Below are 16,086 nucleotides of genomic sequence, written 5' to 3'. Positions count from 1 at the left end.
TTTTAATTAAAATATATTAAATCATTATTCTAATGTTTAATCAAATTTCATATTTTAATTATAACTTAATTAAAATTCTTATTCTTATATAAAAAAAAGTATGAAATTTTAGTTATAAAAAATAAAAACAAAATAATTTAATTGCAATAAAAAGTAATGCCTAAATATTAGGCATTACTTTTTATCATGAAGGTATTATTGAATTATTTGTTTTAGGTAATGGTTCAGTTTCAAAAATAGCATTTATATTATTCACATTAAAATTTGAATTTAATTGTTGATTTCTTGTTTGTATAGATGGTTTATTAAAAGCTTTTTTTGTTCTTTTGTAAAAACTTGTATTTGTTCTTTGGTAAATGCTGCCTTTTGATTAGAAGTAAATCATTCTAATTGTTTTGGAGTTAATGATTCAATTTGAAATTTAAATTCATAAAAATCATATTCTATTGTTAATTGATTATTAATTGTTTTTAATGCTTTTCTCATTCCTTTTTCTAGTAGCGAAAACTTATTATAACTGAAATTTTTTATTTGTTCTGTTGTAAATGCTTGAATTTGTTTTTTTGTAAGTGCTTTCATTTGTTTTTTTGAAAAAGCATAAAGCAGTAAATTATTTTTTTGTAAATAAGGGAATTAAGTTGGTGTTAATTGTTGAAACTTGATATGGACTTAATAGTTGCAATAATTGTCTTCAAATTGGTAACCCATTATTATCATTTGCTTTAATGATACTTAAAATAAATTTATCAATTTCTTGTTTATTGACAGTGTTTGTAAATGATTGTATTTGTGTTTTAGTAAGCCCTTTAAGTTCTGCTTTGCTAAATAATATTTGATTTTTTGTAGGCATATCTTTTAATCTTTGTCCTTTTCATTTAAATTTAATTTAATAAAAATCCTAATATAGAAATTATTTCTATATTAGGTATGAACATTTATTCAAGTATATAGGGACTACGTCCCTCGCCACTATGTGGCTCACCCAATTTATAGTTCCAGCAGGTTCGCTGGAACTATATTTTTGTTTATATTTTTAGTAAGATTGAATTTTCATTTTTTAAAAGTTCATTTTCAATTAAATTATTTATTTCTTTAATATCTAAATTTTTAATATTTTTATTATAATATATTGCATATTCTTTTAATTTATTAATTTCTCCAAAAACAAATTCTTTAACTTCATCACATTTTGAAAACAATAATGTTTGTTTACAAGCAACATCTGCTAATAAATTTAAATTATTATTCAAATCTTGATTTTCCTTATAATTATTTTCTATTTTCATAATTATATCTTCCTTTCAAAATAAAAAAACCCATTTACTTTTAAAAAAGATAATGAGTTAAAAACTTATATTTATTATAATTTTTATTTATTTATTATACTATTTTTTTATTTATTTTTTTCTTTTTTCTTCAAAATATTATCTAATTTATCCAAACCAGCAGACTTAATATCATTATAATTCATATCAATACTACTTGCTTCTTTAAGATATTTCTTAGGCGACAATTCACTTTTAAGTTCATGCACATAATGTAAAGCACGTGAATTATACCTTTTTAACCAGTGTCTAGGAAAAAATAAAGTCATAGCCATTGCTTCACCACTATAACTTGGAGGCATAATACCTCTTTTAATCATTTTCTTTGTTCTACGACGTGAAAATACTACTTTATTATAATCCTCAATATTAGTATATAAATTAAGATTAAATATAACAATAAAACCCAAAAAACGCATACGTTTAACTTGAACAACATACTCAACTTTTTCTCTTGCTTGTACTGGTATTCTATTAGGGTGTTGTTCAATCAAATACATTGTACCATTAAACATGTGACCTATTAACTTACAAAATTGTCCTAAACTTTCTTGTTGATTTTTAAACTGTACTCCTAAATCATTAGAATTTATTTTTAATGCTAATTCATCTAAAATTATTAAATCTTGTTCCTCAAAAGCATAATTACTTGCTAACTGATTAAAAGTAAAAACATCGTTATAATTAACCAAATAAGAATAACCAGTCTTTAACTTAATAGGGAAAGGACTCTAACTACTCGTTTCTTATGAGTTTGTGCTAAACAACAAGCAAGGGCAGATTTGCCAGTCCTTGGAGGTGCTGAAATAATATAACTACCAACTCGTTTTAAAATTTTAACATTACGAATAGTTATAAGAATTGGATAAATAATTATAATCAAACCTATAACTAATAACACATAACCATATCAAGGCATAATAAACTCCTAACCTATAATTAAACTAATTGCTCTAACAAATAATCATAAAGGTATAATATTTTCTATTCCACTAACAATATCAACATTTAAAGCAGTACTAATCGTATCTGAAAAAATATGTCGTAATAAACTATCTGTTGTAAAAAGAAATTGTCTTAATGGTTCAACTGGTAAAACTTTACCAACAACACCATAAAGTACTCATCTAAAAGCATTACGTAAATGTGCAAAAACATCATATCAACTTGGTCTTTCATATTCGGGATTAAAAGGACTATTTGGTGGCACTGGCGTTATATTTTCACTTGAAAAAATATTGATTTGACCAAAATTCAACTGTGGTGAAAAAGTTGGTCTAGTTGATTCACCATGAACATCAAAAAATACTGTTAAATGTCTTAAATTTGGAACACGAATAGGCATAGTAACAAAATTATATAAATCTTGCTGATAAATATCATTATCAACTTTACCTTTAAAAACATATTTTGTATCACCAACATAATCTAAAAAACTAAAAGTAAAATTAGCAGTAAAAGTTTTAAAATATTCATATTCAAAATAAAACATAAAACCTTGAATATAAAAACTTAAAGGTTTATCAATTTCAAAATTTAATTGTGTTTGAAAATTTATAATACTTTTACCAATATTAACAAAATTTAAATTATTAGTATTATTCTTTGCAACATAATTATGATTAAACATAATACGTGAAAATTCATCTAATTGTTTTCTATTAAAAGTATAAACACCAGTTCCCATATCTATCATTTGTGACGGAACACCAACTGTATCACTATAATAATAACACGTATATAAACCTTCATTATTACCTATAAATTCACCACTTACTAATTTTAAATCTGGTTGGTCAACATCAAAATAAGCAGAATTTCATGGAATTGTTGCTCAATCATCAAAACTATGGTATTTAACATGCTTAACCATTTCTTTTGTAATATCATAATTAACAACATTAGGGTCATTTGAAGCAATTAAACTAGTTGGTGCTTGAACAGAAGTATTTACAACAAAAAATAATTTAGCAAATTTAAATCACATAATTATTTACCAAACAAACATCTTAAAACTCATCATAAACCATAAAATATAATAAATCCAATAAAAAACTGAGTTCCATAAACTACTAAATTTCATAAAATAGTAGTAAAATCATCAACTGGATTACCTATAAACATAGTTCAATAATCAACTATACATTGATGTATTTTATTGTAAATATCTCAAACACTCATACTTAATACCTACCCAAACAATGACCTAAAAATAAATTTAATACTACGATAAATAAAATTAAAAAAAACACCTAATACCAACCAAAAAGTCAAATTAAACAAAATATAAACTTCATCAGTAATATTAGTTTGATTTAAAAATATACCAATATCATTACTAGAAAATATAAAAATTAAATGCAATATACTATTCACAAAATCACTCATAATTAAGTACCTACAAACTTCCCTTTTTTATTTTCAACACCCTTAGCCTTATTTCTTAAACGTTTTCTTTCATGTTGTTTAGCAATTTGCTTTCCAACAAATTTTGAACTGCCTTTAATATTTCTATAACTTTGCTTTACAGTCCCCGATGTAGAAACTGGCTGAATATCAATATTTAAAAAAACTGACATAGCAAACTTTATTAAAAGAATAAAAACAACAAAAGTTCCCAAATTAAAACCTAAATCTGCTATTGGCAAATTTCAAAATTTCATAAAAATTTGTCCAAATAGTTCTAAAACTTTTGAAATAAAAGCAACACCCATAATAAACTACTCCTATATTATTTTTAATAATTTTAAAATTAATGAAAAAGTAAAAAGCACTAAAATAATTGCTAACAATGGTGCTGGCATTGAAACTATTTGTTGTGAACTATCACCAAAAATAAAACTTTTAATAACCAAAGACAAATTATGTAAACCAGAAAAATCAGTAATATAACTTTGCAAAATATTTTGCACAATATTATTTAAAGAAGGTAAAAGTTTACCTAATAAAGGAAAAACAAAAATTATTGCAAAAAATAGGTAATGTTTAGTAATCTGTGTAACTTACAAAAATAACTATGTTTAATTAATTCTAGTAAATATAATTAAATGACTAGAAAGAGTGAGTTACAGATGGCTAAAAAAGATAACTTTAATAATAATGATCCAATATCAAAAGCAGTAGATTTATTATTAGAAAATACTGAAGATTTAACAACAGTTTTTAAAGAAGGGGGTTTATATAAAGAATTAACAAAACGTTTAGTTGAAAAAATGTTGAATTCTGAGATGCAAAATTATTTAGGATATGAAAAAAATCAACATAGTAATAGTGACAATGCTCGTAATGGTATAAGTTCAAAAAAATTAATAACTCAACAAGGTAAAATTGAGATTGATGTACCACGAGATCGTAATAGTAATTTTACTCCTGTAATAGTGCCAAAAAGACAGAGAAGATTTGATGGTTTTGATCAACAAGTTCTTTCCTTATATGCAAAAGGTATGACATTATCAGATATTAGAATGCAGTTACAAGAGTTATATCAGGGTGCTGATATTAGTGAAAGTATTATTAGTCACAAATTACTGATGATGTGATTGATGATGTCAAAGCATGACAAAATAGACCATTAGAAGGCATTTATCCTATTGTTTATTTTGATTGTATAGTAGTTAAAGTACGACAAGATAAACGCATTATTAACAAATCAGTTTATATAGCTTTAGGAGTTGATTTAGAAGGTAAAAAAGATGTTTTAGGTTTATGAATTAGTGAAAATGAAGGTGCTAAATTTTGATTAGCAAATTTAACAGAAATGAAAAATCGTGGCTTAAATGATATTCTTATTGCCTGCAGTGATAATTTAACAGGCATGTCAGAAGCAATACAATCAGTTTATCTTAAAACAGAACATCAATTATGCATAGTTCATCAAATTAGAAATAGTTTGAAATATGTCTCATATAAGCATAGAAAATCTCTAGTTGCAGATTTAAAACCAATTTATACTGCATGTAGTGAAGAACAAGCAATGCAGGCTTTAGAATCCTTTGAAAATAAGTGAAATAAACACTATCCTCAAATTGCTAAATCTTGATATAAAAATTGAGATAATTTAATGGTTTTTATTAGTTATCCTGCAGAAATTAAAAGAGTGATTTATACAACAAATGCTATTGAATCTGTAAATAGTCAATTACGAAAAATTATCAGAAATAAAAAAGTTTTTCCTAATGATATGGCAGTTTTTAAAATATTTTATTTAGCAATTGAAAATATAACAAAAAAATGAACAATGCCCATTCAAAATTGAAATACAGCAATTGCTCATTTTATGATAAAATTTGAAGATAGAATTAATCTAAACTAGTACTTTGTAAAACAAAGATACACAGATTACATAAAAGCCTCAAAAAATAATTTAATCATAACTATTACCTCCCAAAAACAAATTTAATTTTTTCTATCTAAATCCACGAATAATATGTCCAATAAATTCTTTAATAAATACTAAGACCATCATAAATATTGGAATTAATACCGGTCAATTTGTCATTATAGAATCACCCGCAAATACTCAGTTAAAAACATAACTAAAAGATTCTAATAATTTTTGGCCAATACCTCCAATCATTTCTATTAAAGCACTTAATCCTTTTGGCATACTAATCACCTCCCTCCTCTAATTCTTTTCTTGCTCTTTCTTTACGCTTTTGTTCTTTACAATATCAACAATCTGGGTCAACTACATTGTGTTTTCTATGTTTAAATTTTCAAACTAACTTTTTAATAGTACCTTTAAAAGCCCAAGAAGTACCAAGCACAGCAATTATCACAACTATTCATTTAACCATTATTTTTTACCTCCTAAAAAACTATCAAAACTCATATTTTCATATAATCTCTGTTCAAAATTTCTTTTTGCCTTTTTCTTATGCAACTTTTGTCTTGGCATATTTTTTCATTTATCTTTTTTCATAAATTAATTCGCTCCTTATAAAATAAACGTTTTTATTGTTTTATTTTGTTCATTAATCTTTGGAATTTCATTATTAATTTCCAATAATTTATTTTGAAATTCTAATGTTTGTTTTAAATCTTTTATTTGATTATTTAAATTTTCAAATTTTCTTTCTATTTTTTGTTTTTCATATCTTTTTCTTTCAACTTTTAAATCATTATTTTTAATAAATTTATTTTCTTTCTTTTTAAATACTCAATCCATTATTTTATTTTTCATTTTATTTCATGGAATAGCAATATAACCCATACCTATACTAACAACAAATACTAACGGTTTAATTGCAACTATTCCTAAAACTACAATACTAGGAATTAATCCTAAAAATAAACCAAATGTAATACATCCAGTTAATACCAAAAATTTTAAAATTCATAGCATATATTTTCTCATTTTAAACACCACCTAGTGTATAAGCTTAAGAATAATCCCAATTTAAACTTGCTCTATCTAAATTAATCTCCGACATATTATCATCATTTAAATCAACATCAACCATACTGTCATTTGTACTTTGATAATCATTAACACTACCATTAATTAATCTTGCTCTTTCATCTGTAAATACTTCTTGTAATTCCGTACTATTATATGTACTTCCCAAAGGTAACAATAAAGTATTAATAATCTCACTTGCACCAGCAATTATGGTAGGTACTGCATAAGCATTATTAAAATCATTATTTATACCCATAGCAACACCACTTGAAATTAAACAACCACCAGTTGCCATATTACAAATTTTTCTTATTGCTTCAAATTTATTAGGTATTAACTCAGTTATTCCACTAATAAGATTTGATATACCAAAACTATTTAAAGATATATAAGTATCTCAATCTACAAAAGGATTATCAACTATCGGTTTAACAGTTGTAAATGGTGGATACGTTGGTTTAGGTGGTTCAGTTGGACAAGGTGGTCAAAAACAAGGTTCATCTCTTAATAAAGACACAGACTTATCTACATACTGAACAAACTTAGCATAATTAATTAAACCAATTGTTCCTAAACCTAATAATATTTTTTTACTACTATTAATTAATTTAGTTTTAGTATTTGGTCTTTGATTTAAATTTCATATATCTAAACCTAATTTTTTACTAAATAGCAAAGAATTAATAGAACCTAAAATTGGGTCTTTTAAATATTGACCATAATAAGCACTAACTCCTACCATAGCACTTAATGGACTTAATCCAGTTCTTAAAATTTTAGTTAAAGTATAATTGCTAGTTTGTTCTAACTCATTGGGCATAAATAAAACTCCTTACTTTATATACTAATAAGGAGCTTATTTATGAATTATAATCTAATCCATTGGGGCTTAATGAAAAATATATAATCCATATATAAGCCCCTTATTTAATTTTTACTTTTTTCTTTTATTCTCTTTTCTTATTCGTTGCATTTCATTAGCAACTCTGTAACACATTTCACAACCAAATACTCTTTCATAAGTCCAATCACTACACTTATGTCTCATAATTTAACTTACTTTCTTGTTGTCTCATTGATTTATTTAAAGCAATATCTAATATACAATTCGGACAATAATATTTTTTAGTATATAAGTTTTGTAAAACTCTTTTAGGACAAATAACTTGGTCACAAAGTTTACATATATAAATTGCTAAATGAAATGCTTGTTCACATGAACAATTATCATTTTTAACCATAATTTAAAATTAACTCCTAACATATTAATAATTATTTAAAATTACCCTTTTAAAAATAATTATTTTCAATTAGAAAGTTTTTTAATATTACCGCTTAAATCAAGTTCAAGTGAATAAAAATTACCAACTTTTAAATCAACAGTAGATAAACAATTATTAAAATCACTAGCAAATTCCGGATTATATCATTTATCACGTGTTTGACCAGTTGGCACGCTTGTTTGTTTATTTATTTCTACAAACTTCAAAACATCAAACTTTAATGTTTGACCTTTATTATTTTTATCGGGAATAATACGCCCTTTTTCAATATTAACTAACTGTACTTTAAACATAAAAAAATACTTAACCTCCGTAATTCATTAAATTAAAAATTTAATAAGTTAAGCATAGTAGGGTAAACCTATACTTACAAAATTATTATAACATAAAAAATAAAAATACAATAAAAAAAACGAACACTAGTAAGAATTACGGTAATTACTAGTATTCATTAACCATTATATATATATATATATATATATACAAGTAAAAATATAGAAAAACTAGTTTTTTTTCTAATGTAAAACTTTTTTCTTAAAATCTATTTTTTCAACTTTATTACCAAAAACTTTCTCTGCCCAAATCAAAACATCTTTATCTCTTTGAATTAAATAACCGATTTCACTAGTTCGTAAATAATGCTTATACGATAAAGCACTTAAATATACATATCTTTCGTAATCTTCATATTCTTTAAAATAATCATTTACAACAGTACTTTCAATAATACCACCAATCATAACAGTATCACCACTACTATCTCTTTGAGTTTTAAAATAAAATACATTTGTAGCATTAAAACTTGCTTTAATTATATCTCCAATTGTTAATTTCTTAATTCCACGAACTACAATAGGATTTTTACAATTACGACTAAAAGCATAAGCCTTTACACCTACATCTGCTTGATTTATAGATTTAACATCATCTAATGCTTTTGTAACATATTTTCCTAAATATTTAATAACAAATTCATTTGTACCTTTTTTAACTACTTTTAAATCATTAAAACCGTGAGTTCATCATTCTGCTAACATACTTTTATATATCTTTCTATTAAAAATTATATGAAAATGAATAGCCCCACGTTCTTGATATTCATAAACATAAAAATATTTTAATTCTCCCAAATGTTCAAAACGTTTAGGGTCATTTCATCATTTTTTTAATTTAAGAAAAAATAAACGAATATCTTTTTTTGCTTTTTTAATATCTTGTATATTATCTTTATAAGTTAAAGTAACAAAACTCAACATTTTACTATCATAAAAATTATGTAATGCTTTTTGAATTAAATTAGTTTTAGTACGAACAGTATTATTTCTTAACTTTTGTTTATTACCAACATAACATTTACCTTTCTTATTTCCAATATTATTCAAAAAAGAAATAGGTAAAACTACATTTTTAACATAACAAGCATAAAAAATCTTTTTAACATAAAAATCTTGCTGAATATTCATATATAAAACTCCGTAATTCTAGTTTTAAAAACTAATTTTATATATTTTAATAACAAACAAATTTTAACATAAAAAATTATAAAAGCAAACATAAACAAAAACGATACTTAATTTATAAAGTAATTATAATATAAATTAATTATTTTTGTTATATTATGCATTTTATGAATTATAATTTAATGTTTTTTAAATGAATATGTAATTTGTTTTCTTTTTAGACAGAAGTTACTGTTAAACTTCTGGTTCTCATAACTGGTTCTTTTGATGAATTTGCTAGTTCATTAGATACTTTAATGTAATCAGGAGTAATATTTGCTTTTGATACTCTTTTTGTAGAAACAAAACCACTTAATCTTAAAAATTCGTTAAATCGTGATTCTTTAATGTCATTAGGATTAACATTTTCTTTTGATACTCTTACTGTGGGGATAGTAGGATTTGTTCTTAAAAATTTGTTAATTCTTGATTCTTTTCTTTCAAAATTTGTAGTAGTAGCCATTCCACTAGCTATTAAAGTTGTACCAACAGCAATTCCACCAATAGCAGCTGGTAATAATGAAGCACCACCAGTCATAGGTGCTGCAGCAACACAAGCTGCTGTTATTCCTGCGGTTGTTGTTAATGTTCCTGTAGTTATTGTGACACCAGCAATTACTTTTCTTTTTGTACTTATTTCACTAGACATAATATTTTTCTTCCTTTTCTTTTTCAATATTTAATTTAATAAAAATCCTAATATAGAAATAATTTCTATATTAGGAATGAACAATTATTAAATTACAAAAATTATTATAATATAAAAAAATGAAAATATTTTATTTTTTTAAAAAAAATTATTGTTTAAAAGTACATAATGAAATATCAAAATAATATTAAATATAATAATATTATTTTTTTATTGAAAAGTAACCAATTAATAATTGCATTTTTTAATCAAACAAGTTAAGATTACTTATGGTAAATGTTATGCCCACGTAGCTCAGTGGATAGAGCACCGCCCTTCTAAGGCGGGGGTCAGAAGTTCGAATCTTCTCGTGGGCGCCATTAAATTTTAAAATACTAAGAAGGTTTAACTAAATAATGATAAATCATGACAATTATTATCAAGACATTATTGGTAAAATTAACCACCTCATTAGTGAAAATAAATGAGATCAAGCAATGAAGTTGGTCAAACATGAATTAGAGATGCCTTATATTCCTATTCATCATGAAATTACATTACAAGAGTTACATCATAATATTACTACTCATATTAGATTAAATAGTAAAAATGAAAGTCATGAGTGAAATTTAGAGAGAATAAGTCGTGTATTAATGAATCCATTTGATGAAGATCTTCATCCGGTGGCATTTTATTATTTACAAAGTCATAATGCTAGGTTAATTTTGCCAACAATTAAGATTTATCTTACAAATAAAAATATAAATAATATAAATAAAACACAACTATTATTTATATTAAATAATCAAGGTATTGATGAAGAAATAGAAGTAATAAAAGGTCATGATACATTTAAAATTAATCCAAAAAAAATAACACAATGACAAGAATCACTCGTTTATTTAAAAATTACAAAAATATTTGAAGATGAAGTTCATATTGATAATCCAGGTATTTATGGTATTTGCTTATTTTTATTGGATAGTTATTTTGAGAATTTGTTTCCAACATTACCTAATAAAAATCAAGCAGCAGCATTAGCAGCTGCTTTGTATATTCGTGCTTGTAGTTTCCAGTTTATTAGTGTAAAATTGATAGAAAGTGCTAAAAAATTTAAAACTACTACTACTTTAATAAAAAAATACTTAAGTATTATGATTCAACAACAAATTACATAAGGAGAGATTTGAAAAATGACATTAAATATTATAAAAGATGAAAAAAATGGTCTTGGAAAATGACATGTTACCATTGATGCTAAAACTTGAAAAGATCAATTGGCAAAAGCTGAAAATAAATTGATTGCACAAGTAGAAATTCCTGGATTTCGTAAAGGAAAAGTTCCTACTAAAATGGCTAAAAAACATGTAACTGAAGAACAAACTTTACAAACAGCAACTAAAGCAGTTATTACTATTGCTTATGATTTTGCCTTAAAACAAAAACCTAACTTAATGCCTACTAATCAACCCGAAGTTAATGTGGAAAAATCTACTATTAAAGAGTGTGAAATAATGTTTGTATTTGATTTACCAGCAGAAATTACTATTGGTAAATATCGTGGTATTGATATAGTAAAACCTGTAGCAACTGTTAATCAAGAAGAAATTGATACTCAAATTAAACTATTACAAGATCGTTTTGCTATTTTTAATCCAAAAGAAAAAGGAAAATTAGAAAAAGATGATACTGCAGTTTTTAATTTCACTGGTTTTTTAGACGGTAAAAAATTCCCTGGCGGTGAAGCTAAAAACATGGAATTAGAAATTGGTTCTGGTAAATTTATTCCTGGTTTTGAAGAAGGAATGATCGGTATGGAACCTAAATCTAAAAAAACTATTGAAGTAACTTTCCCAGAAGATTATCATGTTCCAAATTTAAAAGGTCGATTAGTACAATTTGAAATTGAATTAAACGAAATAAAAACAAAAGTTATTAATGAAGATTTAGAAGAATTAGTAAAAGATGTTAACATTCCAGATCTTACTACTACTGAACAATTATTAGAAAATATTAAAAAACAAATTGAAGTACAAAAAACAATGACAATTAAGGAACAATTTATGGAAGAACTTATTGCTAAAATTGTTAAAGATTCAAAAATAATAATTCCAAATTTTGCTGTTAAAAATGAAACTGAACGTTTAGAAAATGAATTTAAAAAACAATTAGCTAATCAAAACTTTACAATTGAAAACTATATGGCAGCAACTGGTTTATCTCATGAAGAAATTATTAATGAAATAAAAAAGGATGCAATTATGCAACTTCAGAATTTTTTAGTTATTGAAGAAATTATTAAACAAGAAAAAATAGAAATTACCGAAGAAGAAGTTCAAAAACAATTAACAACATTTGCCGACCAATTTAAAATAAGTATTGAAGAAGTTAAAGCAAATATTAAAGATTTAAGTTTAATTACTACTACCCTAAAACGTAATAAAGCCTTTGATTTATTATGAGAAAGTAACGGTAAAAACCAAAAGCAAACAACAAGTGCTTAATTTAATTTGATAATTATTATATAACCTAATTACCAATTTAATAATTAGGTTATTTTATCGTTTATTTTTTTCAAAAAGTAAAAATTATCAAAAAAAAAATAAATGTAATAAAATACTACTAGTATAAATTAAATATGAATTAATAAGTGCTGCTGTAATAGTATAGTATAAATCAAAAATTAGATATTTTAGCAATTAACTATTGCAAGTGCTAATGTTTTATATTATAATCCAGTTAATACATTATTTGAGGTGAGACAATGAAGATAAAAAATATTACTAATATTCCAGTACTAGTAACAAGAGGAAGTTTTGTTTTCCCAACAGTTGAAATAGAACTAGAAGTTGGCAGACATAAATCAGTAGCGGCAATTAATGAATCGGTAGCTAAGTTTAATTCAGAAATTATTTTAGTTTCGCAAAAGGATCCGAAAGTAGATAATCCGCAATTAAGTGAAGTCTACAATCATGGTACTTTGTGTAAAGTGCAAATTCAAAAAAGTCATAATGATGGTACACTTACCGTATCTTTTTATGGACAACAAAGAGTTAAAGTTTCTAAGTTTTATGATGATAAATTTTATACAGGAGATGCTGAAACTTTAGTTAGTCCTAATGTTTCAAAATCATTAGAAGAAGAGTTGATTCAAAGAATTGTAAATAATTTACAACAGATTTTAGATGTTCATGGTTCAATTCCACAAGGTGTAATTAGTCAAATCACCGATGGAATGAAAGCTAGTGAAATTATTGATAAAATGGCTCAATTTTTACCATTTTTAACTATCAATAAACGCCAAGAAATTTTACAAGAAACTGATATTAATAAACGTTTAGATTTATTATTGAAAGATGTTGGTGGTCAAAAACAAGTTGGTGCCATTGAAAAGGATTTAACAGCTAAAATTAAAGATCGTATTGATGAACAACAACGTGAATATTATTTACGAGAAAGATTGCGTGCTATTAAAGAAGAATTAGGCGAAATTGATGGTAAGTCTAATGAAATGAAATGTTATTTAGAACGCTTAGAAACAGAAGAGTTTCCTAAAGCAATCAAAACGCGTGTTAAAGAAGAAATTAGTCGTTATGAAGATATGCCACAAGCTTCAAGTGAATCAAATATAATTCGTACATACATTGATTGAATGATGACTTTACCTTGATTTCAAAAAAGTGAAGAAAAATTTGATTTAATTAATGCAAAAAAAATTCTTGATAAATATCACTATGGTTTAGAAAAAGTTAAAGAAAGAATTATTGAATATCTTGCTGTTAAAAAAATGGCTAAGGCAATTCCAGGACAAATTATTTGTTTAGTTGGCCCTCCTGGTGTTGGCAAGACTTCTTTAGCTAAATCAATTGCTGAAGCGATGGGGCGTACTTTCGTTAAAATTTCACTTGGTGGAGTTAAAGATGAATCTGAAATTCGTGGTCATCGTAAAACTTATATTGGTGCGATGCCAGGAAGAATTATCCAAGGTATGAAACGTGCTAAAGTTATTAATCCATTATTTTTATTAGATGAAATTGATAAAATGTCATCTGATTATCGTGGTGATCCAGCTAGTGCTATGTTAGAAGTATTAGATCCTGAACAAAATGCTAATTTTTCAGATCATTATATTGAAGAAAATTATGATTTATCACAAGTTATGTTTCTAGCAACAGCTAATTATATGGAAGGTATCCCTGAACCATTAAAAGATCGAATGGAAATTATTGAACTTTCTTCATATACAGAATTAGAAAAACTTGAAATTGCAAAAAAATATTTAATTCCTCGTGTTATTGAAATTACTGGTTTAAATAATAAAATGTTAAAATTTAAACCAAATTCAATTGAAGAAATAATTAAATATTATACAAGAGAATCAGGTGTTCGACAGTTAGAAAGATTATTAAATAAAATTGCTCGTAAATTTATTGTTAAACTTTTAAATAAAAAAATTAGTACTGAAGAAATTGTTGGTGATAATGTTAAAGATTATTTAGGAAAACAAATTTTCGATTATACTAAAAAAGAAAATGAATCACAAATTGGAGTGGTAACTGGTCTTGCTTATACTCAATATGGTGGTGATATCTTACCAATTGAAGTAAACTACTTTAAAGGAAAAGGTAATTTAGTATTAACTGGTAAATTAGGTGAGGTCATGAAAGAATCTGCTACTATTGCTTTAGATTATATTAAAGCAAATGCTATTACTTTCAATATTCCTGATACTTTCTTTGCAGAACATGATATTCATATTCATGTTCCTGAAGGAGCAGTGCCAAAGGATGGTCCAAGTGCTGGTATTACTTTAACAACTGCAATTATTTCTGCTCTGACAAGTAGACCTGTATCAAAAGATATTGGTATGACAGGTGAAATTACACTTCGTGGTCATGTATTACCAATTGGTGGATTAAAAGAAAAATCAATTTCTGCTCATCGTAGTGGACTAAAAACAATTTTAATTCCAAAAGCTAATATAAAAGACTTAGAAGATATTCCAGAAGAAGTAAAGAAAAAATTAAATATTGTTTCAGTTGAATTTTATTCTGAAGTATATGATTTTATTTTTAATAAACATAAAGCAAAAATTCACTCACCTATTAATAATATTAAACCAACTTCAAGTATTATTGATGAAGGTTAAAATCTAATTAAATTATTAATAACTATAACTTTAAAAAAAGTAAATACTAAAAACAAGTATTTACTTTTTTTATATAAAATTTTTTTATATTTGTGATAAATTTGATTTGCTTTTATTTGTTACAGAAAAATTAATTTCTGAATTTACATTATTAATTATATTTTTTTTGTTAATTCGTAATATTAGTTCATTTATTTTTACTAAATTTTGTTGTTTAATTTCTTTGATTTTTGTTAAAATAGTTATTTTTGTTTTTATTTTTTTATTTCAATTAAATAATCCAATAGTAAGTACTTTTATTATTTAATTTTTTTGATAGGTTATTTATTGAATTTATAAAATTATTTTCTAATTTTTTTAAAGATTCTAAAGTTTTTATTTTTTTATTTAAAAATTGATAATGATTTTGAGTATTTTTTTTATTATTTTCTCAAAAGTCAAAAATATCATTGTAATCTTTACTATAAGTTTCAATTGGAAAATGTAAATAAAGATTAATAATATGATAGTTATCTGCTATAAAGTTAACTTCTCTTTCTAAGTCATTAATATCCATTTTTTAATGTCTCCTCTTTTAAAAAATAAAAAACCCTTTACTTTTAAAATAAAGTAATGGGTTAAAACTTTGATTAAAACTTTGATTAAAACTTTGATCAAGTTTGTTTTTATATTATATATTATTTTAATTTTATAATTCAAAAATTAAATTATAAATAATAAAAGTGTTGTTATTAATAATTATTTAAACTTTTATATAAAAATGTTTAAAATTAGAAAATTGTGCATGGTGGACAACATTTT

22 protein-coding genes, 1 tRNA gene and 1 pseudogene are annotated in these 16,086 nt (G+C 24.5%); 5 read left to right on the top strand and 19 right to left on the bottom strand.

The features are described 5' to 3' along the window. Positions 1-270: 270 nt before the first annotated feature. From ACI2WJ_RS05795 to ACI2WJ_RS05755, 9 genes are all read right to left on the bottom strand, one after another. Positions 271-579 (bottom strand): hypothetical protein, encoded by a 309-nt coding sequence (locus tag ACI2WJ_RS05795; protein WP_400255108.1) that lies wholly within the window; start codon positions 577-579, stop codon positions 271-273. Positions 580-610: 31 nt separating this feature from the next. Further along, a complete protein-coding gene (locus ACI2WJ_RS05790; protein WP_400255107.1) occupies positions 611-850 on the bottom strand; it encodes a hypothetical protein in 240 nt (79 codons plus the stop codon). A 175-nt stretch (positions 851-1,025) separates the two neighbouring features. Then, entirely contained in the window at positions 1,026-1,286 is a 261-nt protein-coding gene (locus tag ACI2WJ_RS05785) for a hypothetical protein (RefSeq protein ID WP_342257245.1), read from the bottom strand. 107 nt (positions 1,287-1,393) lie between these two features. Continuing rightward, positions 1,394-2,017, bottom strand: coding sequence for a hypothetical protein (locus ACI2WJ_RS05780; RefSeq protein WP_400254998.1), 624 nt, complete (start codon positions 2,015-2,017; stop codon positions 1,394-1,396). Positions 2,018-2,034: 17 nt separating this feature from the next. Then, positions 2,035-2,244, bottom strand: a complete 210-nt coding sequence (locus ACI2WJ_RS05775; protein ID WP_400254463.1) for a hypothetical protein — start codon at positions 2,242-2,244, stop codon at positions 2,035-2,037. A 9-nt stretch (positions 2,245-2,253) separates the two neighbouring features. Further along, a complete protein-coding gene (locus ACI2WJ_RS05770; protein WP_400255106.1) occupies positions 2,254-3,312 on the bottom strand; it encodes a hypothetical protein in 1,059 nt (352 codons plus the stop codon). Between the two features lie 2 nt (positions 3,313-3,314). Continuing rightward, on the bottom strand, positions 3,315-3,506 hold the full coding sequence (locus ACI2WJ_RS05765) for a hypothetical protein (protein WP_342257242.1): 192 nt from the start codon (positions 3,504-3,506) through the stop codon (positions 3,315-3,317). 209 nt (positions 3,507-3,715) lie between these two features. Next, positions 3,716-4,039 (bottom strand): hypothetical protein, encoded by a 324-nt coding sequence (locus ACI2WJ_RS05760; protein WP_400255105.1) that lies wholly within the window; start codon positions 4,037-4,039, stop codon positions 3,716-3,718. A 12-nt stretch (positions 4,040-4,051) separates the two neighbouring features. Then, positions 4,052-4,225: a hypothetical protein gene (locus ACI2WJ_RS05755; RefSeq protein WP_400255104.1), complete on the bottom strand. Its 174-nt coding sequence runs from the start codon at positions 4,223-4,225 to the stop codon at positions 4,052-4,054. 171 nt (positions 4,226-4,396) lie between these two features. Here ACI2WJ_RS05755 and ACI2WJ_RS05750 point away from each other — a divergent pair. Continuing rightward, positions 4,397-5,637, top strand: a pseudogene (locus ACI2WJ_RS05750) (IS256 family transposase). 93 nt (positions 5,638-5,730) lie between these two features. Here the strand turns inward: ACI2WJ_RS05750 and ACI2WJ_RS05745 are convergent. From ACI2WJ_RS05745 to ACI2WJ_RS05705, 9 genes are all read right to left on the bottom strand, one after another. Further along, positions 5,731-5,931, bottom strand: coding sequence for a hypothetical protein (locus tag ACI2WJ_RS05745; protein ID WP_338956925.1), 201 nt, complete (start codon positions 5,929-5,931; stop codon positions 5,731-5,733). A 1-nt stretch (position 5,932) separates the two neighbouring features. Further along, positions 5,933-6,121, bottom strand: a complete 189-nt coding sequence (locus ACI2WJ_RS05740; RefSeq protein WP_338960158.1) for a hypothetical protein — start codon at positions 6,119-6,121, stop codon at positions 5,933-5,935. After that, the gene (locus ACI2WJ_RS05735; RefSeq protein ID WP_338956920.1) at positions 6,121-6,246 is read right to left on the bottom strand and encodes a hypothetical protein; all 126 of its coding nucleotides are present in this window, start codon (positions 6,244-6,246) and stop codon (positions 6,121-6,123) included. The genes ACI2WJ_RS05740 and ACI2WJ_RS05735 overlap by 1 nt, the downstream gene beginning before the upstream one ends. Before the next feature lie 15 nt (positions 6,247-6,261). Continuing rightward, the gene (locus ACI2WJ_RS05730) at positions 6,262-6,681 is read right to left on the bottom strand and encodes a hypothetical protein (protein ID WP_400255001.1); all 420 of its coding nucleotides are present in this window, start codon (positions 6,679-6,681) and stop codon (positions 6,262-6,264) included. 25 nt (positions 6,682-6,706) lie between these two features. Further along, positions 6,707-7,546, bottom strand: a complete 840-nt coding sequence (locus ACI2WJ_RS05725; RefSeq protein WP_400255002.1) for a hypothetical protein — start codon at positions 7,544-7,546, stop codon at positions 6,707-6,709. A 217-nt stretch (positions 7,547-7,763) separates the two neighbouring features. Next, positions 7,764-7,967 (bottom strand): hypothetical protein, encoded by a 204-nt coding sequence (locus ACI2WJ_RS05720; protein WP_400255003.1) that lies wholly within the window; start codon positions 7,965-7,967, stop codon positions 7,764-7,766. A gap of 59 nt (positions 7,968-8,026) precedes the next feature. After that, positions 8,027-8,302 carry a hypothetical protein gene (locus ACI2WJ_RS05715; RefSeq protein ID WP_281748222.1) on the bottom strand — a complete coding sequence of 92 codons (276 nt, stop codon included), beginning with the start codon at positions 8,300-8,302 and terminating at the stop codon, positions 8,027-8,029. 222 nt (positions 8,303-8,524) lie between these two features. After that, complete coding sequence (locus ACI2WJ_RS05710; protein WP_400255004.1) at positions 8,525-9,472, bottom strand: rolling circle replication-associated protein; 948 nt, start codon at positions 9,470-9,472, stop codon at positions 8,525-8,527. Positions 9,473-9,686: 214 nt separating this feature from the next. Further along, a complete protein-coding gene (locus ACI2WJ_RS05705) occupies positions 9,687-10,157 on the bottom strand; it encodes a hypothetical protein (RefSeq protein ID WP_400255103.1) in 471 nt (156 codons plus the stop codon). 283 nt (positions 10,158-10,440) lie between these two features. On the opposite strand from ACI2WJ_RS05705, the gene ACI2WJ_RS05700 reads away from it, so the two are divergent. The 4 genes from ACI2WJ_RS05700 to lon all read left to right on the top strand — a co-directional run bounded on the left by ACI2WJ_RS05700 (position 10,441) and on the right by lon (position 15,285). Further along, positions 10,441-10,516 (top strand) — tRNA-Arg (locus tag ACI2WJ_RS05700). 36 nt (positions 10,517-10,552) lie between these two features. After that, positions 10,553-11,314: a DUF3196 family protein gene (locus tag ACI2WJ_RS05695; protein WP_400255102.1), complete on the top strand. Its 762-nt coding sequence runs from the start codon at positions 10,553-10,555 to the stop codon at positions 11,312-11,314. 15 nt (positions 11,315-11,329) lie between these two features. Further along, positions 11,330-12,640 (top strand): trigger factor, encoded by a 1,311-nt coding sequence (gene tig, locus ACI2WJ_RS05690; RefSeq protein WP_400255101.1) that lies wholly within the window; start codon positions 11,330-11,332, stop codon positions 12,638-12,640. Between the two features lie 260 nt (positions 12,641-12,900). Further along, entirely contained in the window at positions 12,901-15,285 is a 2,385-nt protein-coding gene (gene lon, locus ACI2WJ_RS05685; RefSeq protein ID WP_400255100.1) for an endopeptidase La, read from the top strand. A gap of 271 nt (positions 15,286-15,556) precedes the next feature. Here lon and ACI2WJ_RS05680 read toward each other — a convergent pair whose 3' ends face one another. Continuing rightward, a complete protein-coding gene (locus ACI2WJ_RS05680; protein ID WP_400255099.1) occupies positions 15,557-15,841 on the bottom strand; it encodes a hypothetical protein in 285 nt (94 codons plus the stop codon). Between the last annotated feature and the right edge of the window lie 245 nt (positions 15,842-16,086).

Source organism: Spiroplasma endosymbiont of Cleonymus obscurus, assembly GCF_964273375.1.
GTDB lineage: Bacteria > Bacillota_I > Bacilli_A > Mycoplasmatales > VBWQ01 > Spiroplasma_E.
The sequence above is the reverse complement of the archived record's forward strand: the minus strand, read 5'-3'. Positions and strand labels throughout refer to the sequence as shown.